We start from the raw sequence: 11,494 nt of genomic DNA on the forward strand, positions 1-11,494 counted from the left end.
AATTACGAATTACGAATTACGAATTACGAATTACGAATTACGAATTACGGGGAGACCGTAAACGCGTATATCTCCCCACAACTCCGTAATTCGTAATTCGTAATTTAATTTTACCATCCTGGTGTTTGCTTGTAAGCGCCGTCGCTTTTATTCACCACATCCGGATTCATAGGCCAGGCCATATGTTTAGCCGCATCGAAATGACGTGCAGGCCATACTTCCTTAATGGTGTAAGCAGATGCCGGGTCTGATTTATTGCTGTGAATACGTCCATGTAATGGTGCATTGATCTTAGCAAAATCGCCCCATCTTTTCAGGTCCTGCAATCTGTCTGTCCATTCGCAGGCCAGTTCTACGCGGCGTTCGTGCTTCAGGTCATTCATGGTAGGATTAGTGATACCCGTTAATCCCACGCGGCTGCGTACTTCATTTAAGGGACCAGCGGCTTCACCGTTCTTACCTTGCGCAATCAGGGCTTCTGCTTTAAAGAGCAGGATTTCTGCATAGCGCATTAAAGGCAGGTTCAGTTGAGTAGTTGGATAGTCAGGGCTTTGATTGATTTTGGTATTGGTGCTGGACTTACCATCTGTTCCATAGGAGTATGGCTCCATGTACTTGTTGATCTGGAAACCAGACAGGCTGTTAGTGGAATAATACGTGAAGTTTAATCCGAAATAGGTGAATTTATCGCCAAATTTCAGAATGGTTACTTCCCTTCTGGGGTCAGTGGCTTCGTATTCATCATACAATTCTTCCGTAGGTTGGAAATAGCCCCATCCATTGAACATATTCCATCCTGTATTTTCCAGTACTACGCCGGGAAACTCTGATCCACCCTGTGTACCGGAAGTAACTGACCACATATATTCACTGCTCCAGTTGTTGGCGATACTGAAAACAGCTCTGTAGTTTTGTTTGCCATCTGGTTTGTCTTTGATCAGTGCGCGGTGTCCTTCATCACGGATTTTATCACACAAAGCAGGAATCAGCGCCCATTTGCTTTGATCATATTGTGCCCAGTAGGCGTATGCTTTTACCATATAACCCCAGGCAGCTGCTTTATGAGGTCTTCCCTGGTCAGCAGCAGTATATGTTTCAAAGAGAGGCAGCAGGTCAGCCGCTTTTTGCATATCACTCACTACCTGTGCATAGTTATCTTTTACCGAAGGTAGTTGTGGCGGAATACGTTTTCCGAACTCCGGATTTTCAGGTCCATCGAAAGGTACGCCCTGGTCTTTATGTCCCCATACGTAGGCGATCCAGAAATGAACGAACCCTCTCATAAAATACGCTTCCCCCAGCGCCTGATTACGGGCTGCTTCAGAGGTGTTTTTAGAAGTGGGAACATTCTGAATAACCTGGTTGGCCCGGTTCAGTGTTTTATACAAATCTTCCCAACCGCCTGTCAGGTAACCTTCCCGGCCACTTGGAATGAAGTTTTTAATATTTTCACCATCGGCCTTGGCTCTTCCTACAATCAGATCATCGCTGGCATCCTGTACCCAGAAAAGATTCCTGCCCCAGGTAGATTCGTTTGGCATGGTTTCATATAATGAAGCCGTTGCTTTTTTGAGATCGTTGTCACTCTGCCAGAAAAAGGCGGTGGAGGGCTCTCCATAAGGCTTGGTGTCTACCCATTTGCTGCAGGCACTAAAACCAACGGTGAATGAGGCCAGCAAGCATATATAATTGATTCTTGATTTCATAATAATACAGTTTGGCTTGATCAGAATTTAACATTAGCGCCCAGAGAAAACACACGGGAAACAGGGAATTGACCACCATCAAGACCAACACCACCCACTTCCGGATCCATACCGGAGTATTTGGTGAACGTGAGAAGGTTGTCGCCGCTGAAATACACGCGTAGTCCATTGTTCCAGCGCATCTTTTGGAAAGTATAACCCAGCAGCACGTTTTTCACTCTCAGGTAGCTACCATTTTCCAGGTACCAGTCGGAGTTAGTACCGAAGTTGCCATTAGGATCGTTGGCGCGAACACGTGGGATATTAGAACCTGTATTTTCAGGTGTCCAGGCGTCTTTAATTTTATCCCAACGGTTGTACCCCTGTTCCGAGCCGCTTAAGGTAGTCATCTTGAAAGCGTTGAACAGTTTCACACCGCTCACGCCCTGCATAAATATGCTAAGGTCAAAATTTTTCCAGGTAACGCTGGCATTAAATCCATACGTCAGTTTAGGAAAGGCATTGCCCATGAACACACGGTCTGCGTCATCAATTTTTCCATCTCCATTCTGGTCTATAAATTTGATATCGCCGGCTTTGGCATTCGGCTGAATGGCTTTGTTACCTTTCTGGTAGGCAGCTGCTTCCGCATCAGACTGGAATAATCCGGCAGATTGTACCAACCAATAAGAATAGAAAGGCTGTCCTTTCATAGATTTGTAAGGAGTCAATACACCTCTGTAAGCATCCCCAGGGAACCAGGCAGCATCTTTGTTATCGTCAATATACACTACCTCGTTTTTTAACGTAGCAATGTTCGCTCCCAGGTTATAGCCTACGGCACCAATATGATCATTCCACGTTACGGCTACTTCCCATCCTTTATTACCAATTTTGCCTTTATTAAGATAAGGAGCACTGTAACCAAAAGTATTAGGCCATCCGGTAGATTGCTGTTGGATCAGGTCATATGTCAGTTTATCAAAGTAATCAACGGTAATGCCTAAACGTTGTTTCAACATATTGATATCAAGACCAATATCTGTTTGTTGAGATGATTCCCAGGAAAGTGCGGGATTAAATGCAGCACCGTTAGACAAAGAGGTGGAAATAGGAGCACCGTCGCCCAGCTGGTAGGTACTACCGGCATTGAGTTTAGGGTAAGCATAGTTGCGCCAGATAGATGCCATATTACCAATACGGCCCCAGCTACCCCTGATTTTCAGCAGATTTACAGCGTCCACATTGAAGAAAGGCTCTGAACTGATTTTCCAGGCACCAGTAACCCCGGGGAATCCTTTGCGGCGGAAATCTGCTGGTAAACGACCCGCCATGTCATAGCGGTAGCTTCCCGTAACAAAGTAGCGATCCGCCCAGCTATAGGAGAGTCGTCCTACATAAGAAGCGTTGCGGTCTACCCATTGCCCATCTGTTGGCAGCTGATTTTCAAAAAGCGTAGCGTTTGTAAAGAACTGTGCCCAATCTGCTTCATTCTGGATGCCCTGTGCTGTTGCGGAAAAAAAACGGTTTCCGGCTTCCTGCGCCGTCATAGACAACATGGCGCCGATGCTATGTTTGTTAAATACTTTGTTGTAGTTCAAGGTATTTTCCCAGATCCAGGAATAATCTTTATTAGTAGAATAACTTAACCTGTTTTGATCGTTGGGCTTACCTGGTTCTGTTCTTTTTGGTTCAAAATTTTTCCACAAACCATTTGTTTGCCTGTAGGAAAAGCGCGATAAAAAGTTCAGCCCAGGAATGATATCGGATACGGTAACTTCTGTTGCTGATTGCAGGTCATTGGTTTTATTATAAGGCTGGTTCCGCAGCAGACTAGCCACCGGGTTTACCACATCACCATAGATACCGTTGTAAGCCCCATCTCTTGGGCCCGTACCTCCAAACGTACCATCCGCGTAATACGGGGTGGCAGAGCGTGGCATGTAGATAGCAGAGGTGATGACACCGGTATAACCGCTGGCAGTTTCCGCATCTCTGTTATCATTATTATTCCAGAAGATATCCTGACGCAGTTTTACCTTTTTAGAAAATTCGTAATTAGCATTAAATCTCAGGGAAATATTTTTATTGTAGGTATTCAGCAGCGTACCTTCTTCATTTTCGTAGCGGGCCTGGAAGAGGGTAGAAAACTTATCAGAACCGGCATTTACGCTGATGTTATGTCTTTGGATTAAGCCAGTGCGGAAAATTTCCTTCATCCAGTCGGTACGTGTTACGGCGCCATATGGATTTTTTACAGGGTCCCATCCTTCCAGCGGTTGGTTGCCGGCGTTGACTTGCGCCAGATCAGCCACTTTGGCTTCGTCTTCTGCTGTGAGCGATTGCAGTGTACGCCATGCTTGTTTGGCGCCTACAAAGCCAGTGTATTGTACAGAGGGTTGTCCTTTGGTAGCCTGGCGGGTGGTGATCAGTATTACACCGGATGAACCGGAGAAAGCGCCATAAATCGCCGCAGAAGCCGCATCTTTCAACACCGTGATAGACTCTACATCTGAAGGATTGTAAGGAGCATTCGGTACGCCATCTACCACATACAGTACATTTTCATTTGAGGTTGATCCTACACCACGAATGACCACTTTATTTGCCGAACTGGTATGACCTCCATTACTCACTACGGTAACACCGGGCACTTTACCCTGAATCATATTAGCCACATCCAATACGGGACGTTCTTTGATTTGCTTCATATCCGGTACTACAGATACGGCAGCAGACAAATCTCCTTTTTTTGCGGTACCATAACCCAACACCACCACTTCATTTAAACCACTGCTGCTTACTTTGAGCGAGTAATTCAGGGTTTCTGCATTACCGGCTACCTGTTCTATGGTTTCGTACCCTACATAACTATATACCAACACAGATTTCTCACTCTCTACTGAGATCTCATATCTACCATCTGCATTTGTGACCGTTCTTGTTTTGGTGCCTTTCACCCAAACAGATACGCCGGGAATAGGTTCTTTTGTTTCGGTGGTAATTCTTCCGGTGATTTTGTGATCGGCCACCTGGACAGTTTGTACAACGGGATCTTTTTCTGCTTTTCTCAGCAGGATCGCTTTGTCGCTCACGCTGTACTCTATGCCGGATTTATTCCGGAGCAGGTTGAGTGCTTCATTTAGCGTGATGTTGTCCGGTTTAAAATCGCTGACGATAATTTTGTCGAAATCCTGTTTTACATAGTTGAACGTAAAAGTGCTCTGGGAGCCCAGTGCACTCAGCACCTGGGAGAGCGAGGCACGCGAAATATCGAGCTTTACTTTTTCGTTCAACCCGCTCTGCCGGGCATAGCCAAAGGTAGCCGGCAAAAGGGTGCATCCCAATAAAAGGAATCGTTTAATACGGGATGCAGTTGGCCCGCTTCTACGGGAGTACTGATCTGAAATGGTACATTTCATTTTCATGTGTTGATTTTTTCAGGAGTGTTCGCACGTGTATTAATAAATGGTAACCTGTTTTTCGGCAATACGATAATGCTTACGACTGATATAGCATAGGTTGTCGAGCGTTTTTACGAATGTTTCTTTTATGAACATGACAGAAATGATCTTGTCTGCTCCCTGTGCATTTTCCCAATGCACATTATATCCGTAGCGGGTACACAAGCGTGTAACGGCATCTCTGAGCGGCAGATCGGTAGCAATGAAAACACCGTCTCTCCAAACCGCCATTTTACTGGCATCTGCGGCTGCTACTGCCAATCCTTTATCTTCATTATTATAAACGGCGGCATAGCCGGGCTTCAGAATGGTGCTGTCTTTTCCAGCCCCTACTTTCACTTTTCCCTGCTGGAGGGATACGCGTGTTACGCCTTCAGCCGGATAGGCTTCTACGTTAAACTTTGTACCCAGTACCTGTATGGTCAGGTCCCTGGTGCGGATGATAAAGGGTTTGCCGGTTTGTCCCTGTACATCAAAAAATCCTTCACCTGTTAATTGTACACTGCGCACCTTTTGGTTGAAATCTTCTTTCCAGCGCAGCGATGCGGCGGCATTCAGCCATATATGAGAGCTGTCTGGCAATACCACCAGTTTGGCGTTGCTGGTTTCATTGGTCACCAGGAACGATTTAATATCGCCCGGATGCATTGTTTTTTGTTGTGCGGTATGGAGCCACCAATATCCTGCACCGGCTAATAATATCACGCTGGCGGCAGCGGCGGTCCATTTAATAGCCGTTTGTTTCCACCGGACTATTTTTGCCTCGGGTAGACTGTTCCGGAAATTAGCCAGAAACTGTTGCTGGTAATGCGCGGTATCTACCGCTGATATATCAGCGATATTATCCAAACCGTCATACCAGCTGTCTAATATGGCCAGTTCTTCTGGTGTGCATTTACCTGCGTAAAATTTTTCTAACAGGGCATGCGCCCTCGGATATTTTTTTGGTGCCATCTACTAATGAATACCCGGAGAGCAAAAAATGTTAACTAAGGGGAATGTTAAGAAATTGTAAACAGCAAAAAGGAAGAAACGAGGCTGGCAGATAAGGCCGGATTTTCTTTGACATGGGCTTTTACCTGCTTTAGGGCGCGGCTATATAATACCCTTGCTGATGCGGGATCTATGCCTAATTGTTGCGCTATTTTCTGATAGGAATAATGGTACTGCATGCGGAGTACAAATAACTGGCGCTGGCTGGGAGAAAGAATTTCCATGGCTTCGTTAATAATGCCTTCTTTCAGGTCGCGTAAATCTTCCTGCGCTAATGCGCCGGGTTCTTCGAGGGTGTCATTTAATAAGACCTCCAGTTTTCGGAGGTGGGCCTGATAACGACCGGTAGTGCGGTAATATTTAAAGATGCGGAACTTGAGGGCGTTGAGTAAATAAAATTCGAGGGTGTCATCTTTGGGGACATCTTCCCATTTCTCCCAAAGAGAAAGCAATACATCCTGTACAATGTCGAAGGCATCATGCGCATTGGTTTTAGCCACGGCAATGCCCAATAGCTTATCCCAGTAAGCAGCTACTGATGTTTCAAAATCCTGCTGACGTGAAGTAGCGGATATATTTTGGAAAGATAATTTCTTATGCCCGAACATAGTTGGAATATAACAAGTCCCTACAAATGTAATTGCTTAATATTACGTGGATATTAACTTTGCTGATTCCTGGCTGATACTCCTGTTAAAAATCGATTTAGCCTAATTTGACAAGTAATTATGCTGATGAATTCCCGTGTTGGGAACGGCCTTTTAATTTGATTTGGTTTTATCTAAAGTTGAAAGTTTATGTGGATGGATAAATTTATTACATAACGTTACATTCGACTATCTTCATTTCTGGAAGCAATATAAATTTACTTTTCGAATATGAGAAAACTTTGTATATATTTTATAATTTTTAAGATTATAAAAATATATCTGCGTGTTAAACATCCGACAGCTGGCAGGCATCAATTCCTGCCAGTTGCGACGTAGCTTGATAAAATAAATGTTTGGCAAACGGAGAAAAGCATGGGTAGCGTGGCTGCATCTCCCTGACAAATAGCCGAACAAAAAATGGGCGGCCTGACGGCATCTCTCTATATTAATACTCCGCAAAAGAATTATCAACATAACACCACAGCCATTGTTCGCCAGGTTCTGCAGACGCCACTACCGGATGTGCCGTAGCATGAAAATGTTGTGTCATATGCCGCGCCGGAGAATCGTCGCAGCACAGGGTAGCGCCACAGGTTTGACAGGTACGCAAATGTAGCCAGGTACCGTTTTGCTTTACACATTCCTCACATACATGGGTGGTTCCAATGCGGATATCTGTAATGGCTTTCAGGTGTGAACATACTGACATAAAAAAGATTTAAACTTCCGCTAAATATTTATGAACCATGCTGATGCTCATGGAGCCTTCTCCTACCGCAGACGCTACCCGGCTCATGGCGCCGGAGCGCACATCGCCGGCAGCAAAAATACCCGGACAGCTGGTTTCAAGTACATAAGGCTCTCTTTCCAGCTTCCACAGTTTACCGAAATAATCAAATGATTTCATTTCTCTGCCGGTTTGCACATACCCTTTTTCATCTTTTATAATCAAATCACCTAACCAATCGGTATAAGGTTTTGCACCAATAAAAATGTATAAGGCATCTGCCACTACTTCTTTCCTTTCTTTTGTTTGCCCATTTTCTATGGTCAGGCCATTTAGTCTGTCGGTGCCGGTAGCTTCTACGATCTCACTATTACTCAACACCACAATGTTGTGAATTTCCTGGATCTGATCAATCAGGTAGGAAGACATGGTGGAGGTCAGGTCATTTTTCCTGATTACGATAAACACTTCTTTGGCAAACCGGGAAAGGTACACCGCTGCCTGGCCGGCGGAATTGCCACCTCCCAGGATGTACACACTTTTTTCTTTACAGGACGCGGCTTCTGTAATGGCAGCCCCATAATAAACCCCGGCGCCGGTAAATTGTTCTATGCCGGCAGTATCGAGCTTCCGGTAATCGACGCCGGTAGTAATCACTACAGCACGGGTATTTATTTCCGTACCACTTTCCAGGCAAACAATTTTATAATCGGCTTTGAGTTTAATTTCTTTCACCGACTGTGGCGACAAAAACTCTGTTCCAAATCGGGTAGCCTGCGTAATGGCCCGGCGGGTTAATTCTGCTCCACTCAGGCCGGAAGGGAAACCCAGGTAGTTCTCTATCCGGGAACTGGTACCTGCTTGTCCGCCTGGTGCATGCCGCTCTACCAGCAATGTTTTCAGTCCTTCTGAAGCGCCGTACACAGAGGCAGCTAAACCAGCAGGACCAGCGCCTATAATGACCACATCATAAATTTCATTTTTCAGAGTGGGGTTCAGCCCAATCCTGGCGGCAATATCAATGATCGGCGGACAGGATACTACTTCACCATTTTCAAAGATGACCACCGGCAATGCCGATGTTTCCAGCTGATTAATTTGCATCAGCACCTTTCCTTCCTCTCCGCTGGCGTCCACCGAATGATAGGGTATCAGGTTGCTGGCCAGGAATTCTTTGATACGATAAGCCTTGGAAGAATATGGATGCCCCAATACTTTAATCCCCTGGAACTCTGGCCGGTAGCTATTTTGCCAGTCGTCCAGCAAATCATTGATAACCGGATACAACTTTTCTTCCGGCGGGTCCCATGGTTTCATGAGATAATAATCCAGTCGTAGTTCGTTGATCGCTTTGATAGCGGCGCTGGTATCTGAATAAGCCGTTAGTAACACTCTTTTCGCAGCCGGATAAATGGCGATGGCCTGTTGCAGGAAATCCACTCCTTCCATTTCAGGCATGCGCTGATCGGAGATGAACAGCGCTACGGTTTCATTTCTGTTTTTCAGTTCTATCAGGCTTTGTAATGCTTCTGTGGCAGACAACGTACTCAGTATACGATACGTTTTTCTGTAGTAGGTTTTCAGGTCCTGGGTAATAGCATTCAGCACCTGTCTGTCATCATCTATGGCAAATATTATAGGCAGACTCATAGCTTCTAAGTTAATTATTTTCTATAGGAAAGGAAACCGTAAAAATTGTTTTCCCCGGAACAGATACCTGCTTAACAACACCCTGATGTCTTTGCACGATCTGCATCACCACGTCAAGTCCGAGGCCGGTACCCTTTCCTATTTCTTTGGTCGTAAAAAAAGGTTCAAATATTCTCGACTGAATGTCCGCCGGAATACCGGGGCCATCATCCGTAATGGTAACATGTACATATTGCCGGTCTTTGGTAGTAGCTATTTCCAGCCGTCCTTTTTTATTGACTTCCATGGCATCAATGGCATTATCCACGAGGTTAGTCCATACCTGGTTTAATTCTCCCGGCAATGCTTTTATCTTTGGCAACGTGGTATCGTACTGTTCTACCACTTCAATATTTCCTCTCCGGATTTTGAAATTCAGCATGGCCAGCGTGTTGCTGATTCCTGTGTGTATATCAATAAATTGTTTATCCGGTTCCTGGTCCATGTACGTATAACTTTTTACAGAGCCTACCAGGTCGGCTATTCTTTTGGCAGACAGCTGTAAGTCTGTTACCATTCTGTTAGCGACCAATGCACTATGTATCCAGCTGAATATTACCGGCAGATGCTGTGGTGGAAATTGCTGACAGAATTTGTCCAGTACCTCTTTATCCTGATCGTATTCCGCCAGTACTTCCGCGATCTCCAGCTGGGTGATATCTTTAGTATCGAGCCAGTCTTCCAGCTCCATCGTTTTATCAGACAGCTCCAACATTCCCTGCGCTTTCTCCGGTCTGCCAGCCTGCATTTGCAGCAGCTGATCTACCAACACGCCGGCCTCTTTCTCGCTTAAACAAATCGCCGACATTTGCCGGAAGATATCCGGAAGATGCCGGATGTTATCGTACAAGGCGGTAGCACTGCGTGTAATCGCCGCCACCGGATTATTCAGCTCATGTGCCAACCCGGCCGACAATTTTCCCAGCGCCATCATCTTTTCATTCTGTTGCTGAAAATTGGTGTTGTCGCGTACCCGGCTGGTCATGATATGTACCAACGCTTCCGTGAGTTCATAGTGTTGCTCTATCTCTTTTTTTAAGATATCGGCATGACAGGAAATAACGCGGGTATCCTTCAGACAAAGTCCTGTTCCCATCGCATTCTTTACCCTGGAAAAAGGCAGCCATCCGGTGATGCTGTCGTCATTTAACTCCGCCAGTTCCCGGTAATGCCCGTTGATAGTAGCCGAAATACGCACTTTTCCAGAGATGACGATAGTGGTGGTCACCACCGGATCACCGGCCTTAAACAATGGCTCTCCTTCCGGTACCCACCGCTCTTCCGAGTGAGTGAGCAGCCAGTCCAGCTGTTCCAAAGGGACCTCCTTTAGCGCCGGAATATTCTTTAGCTGTGTTGCAGTAACAGGTTCCATAAAAATCGGGATTGCAGTACGTCACCAAATATAAGCTTTCAGCACACCTCAAACTATAATAATTTCCAGTAGCTTTGGCGCCTATCCCCGGACTTTTTTTTCTTCCGGGAAATGCCACTACTGTTACGCGCCTACGAAAAACTATCCGTACACCCGGACCTGATCATCTGTGATGGACAAGCTATCGCACATCAGCGCCGTTTCGGGCTGGTGGCGCATTTTGGCGTGATCCTTAATTGGCCGGTGATAGGTTGCGGTAAAACGAAGCTTTGTGGCGAATACAAAGACCTGGGCGCTGCCAGAGGAAGCATCGCCCCACTGATGGGCCCCGCGCAAATAGGCAATGCCTTAAGAACGCAGGACGGTATTAACCCGGTATTTGTATCTACCTGACATAAAATATCGTTGGCTACCGCCACGGATATTGTGCTGAAAGTATGCACCCAATGCCGGTTACCGGAAACCACGCGACTGGCGGATCATTATGCCCGCTTAGCATTGCCCGAACACAAAAAATAGAAATATTTGGTAATTAGGAATTATTATTTATATATTTGCAACCCCAAACGGGGAATACGGAATGGCTGAAAAGCTTGCCTGTAGGAAGGATCGGTAGTTCAGTTGGTTAGAATGCCGCCCTGTCACGGCGGAGGTCGCGGGTTCGAGTCCCGTCCGGTCCGCAGAAATGCGAAGAAACCCGCTCAATGAGCGGGTTTTTTGTTTTAAGTCGAGTTCCGATTAATTCGGATCAAGTTGAAAAGGGATCAAGTTGAAACGGATCAAGTTGAAAACTTGGGGGATTAGTAGAAAAATAGTTGTTTTGCATCAGATTAGCCAACGACGCACGTGGATCAGAACTTTCGTAAACTTGTAGAGATGCTATTACCCGCGGGGGTTTTAGAGTATTTTGACTT

At 45.7% G+C, this 11,494-nt stretch carries 7 protein-coding genes, 1 tRNA gene and 1 pseudogene; 2 read left to right on the plus strand and 7 right to left on the minus strand.

Features of this window, described 5'->3' with window-relative positions; genetic code table 11:
- Positions 1-110: 110 nt before the first annotated feature.
- The 7 genes from VIP81_RS16255 to VIP81_RS16285 form a co-directional block, all read right to left on the minus strand.
- A complete protein-coding gene (locus VIP81_RS16255) occupies positions 111-1,706 on the minus strand; it encodes a RagB/SusD family nutrient uptake outer membrane protein (protein WP_331962917.1) in 1,596 nt (531 codons plus the stop codon).
- A 20-nt stretch (positions 1,707-1,726) separates the two neighbouring features.
- Positions 1,727-5,113, minus strand: coding sequence for a TonB-dependent receptor (locus VIP81_RS16260; protein ID WP_331962920.1), 3,387 nt, complete (start codon positions 5,111-5,113; stop codon positions 1,727-1,729).
- Positions 5,114-5,146: 33 nt separating this feature from the next.
- A complete protein-coding gene (locus tag VIP81_RS16265) occupies positions 5,147-6,103 on the minus strand; it encodes a FecR family protein (protein WP_331962923.1) in 957 nt (318 codons plus the stop codon).
- A 47-nt stretch (positions 6,104-6,150) separates the two neighbouring features.
- A complete protein-coding gene (locus tag VIP81_RS16270; protein WP_331962927.1) occupies positions 6,151-6,750 on the minus strand; it encodes an RNA polymerase sigma factor in 600 nt (199 codons plus the stop codon).
- Positions 6,751-7,237: 487 nt separating this feature from the next.
- The gene (locus tag VIP81_RS16275; protein ID WP_331962930.1) at positions 7,238-7,501 is read right to left on the minus strand and encodes a UBP-type zinc finger domain-containing protein; all 264 of its coding nucleotides are present in this window, start codon (positions 7,499-7,501) and stop codon (positions 7,238-7,240) included.
- 9 nt (positions 7,502-7,510) lie between these two features.
- The gene (locus VIP81_RS16280) at positions 7,511-9,169 is read right to left on the minus strand and encodes an FAD-dependent oxidoreductase (RefSeq protein WP_331962934.1); all 1,659 of its coding nucleotides are present in this window, start codon (positions 9,167-9,169) and stop codon (positions 7,511-7,513) included.
- A gap of 10 nt (positions 9,170-9,179) precedes the next feature.
- Complete coding sequence (locus VIP81_RS16285; protein ID WP_331962937.1) at positions 9,180-10,580, minus strand: ATP-binding protein; 1,401 nt, start codon at positions 10,578-10,580, stop codon at positions 9,180-9,182.
- Positions 10,581-10,679: 99 nt separating this feature from the next.
- Here VIP81_RS16285 and VIP81_RS16290 point away from each other — a divergent pair.
- Positions 10,680-11,099, plus strand: a pseudogene (locus tag VIP81_RS16290) (endonuclease V); the annotation flags it as partial.
- A gap of 87 nt (positions 11,100-11,186) precedes the next feature.
- Positions 11,187-11,260, plus strand: a tRNA-Asp gene (locus tag VIP81_RS16295).
- Positions 11,261-11,494: the final 234 nt, after the last annotated feature.

Source organism: Chitinophaga sp., assembly GCF_036566945.1.
Lineage (GTDB): Bacteria > Bacteroidota > Bacteroidia > Chitinophagales > Chitinophagaceae > Chitinophaga.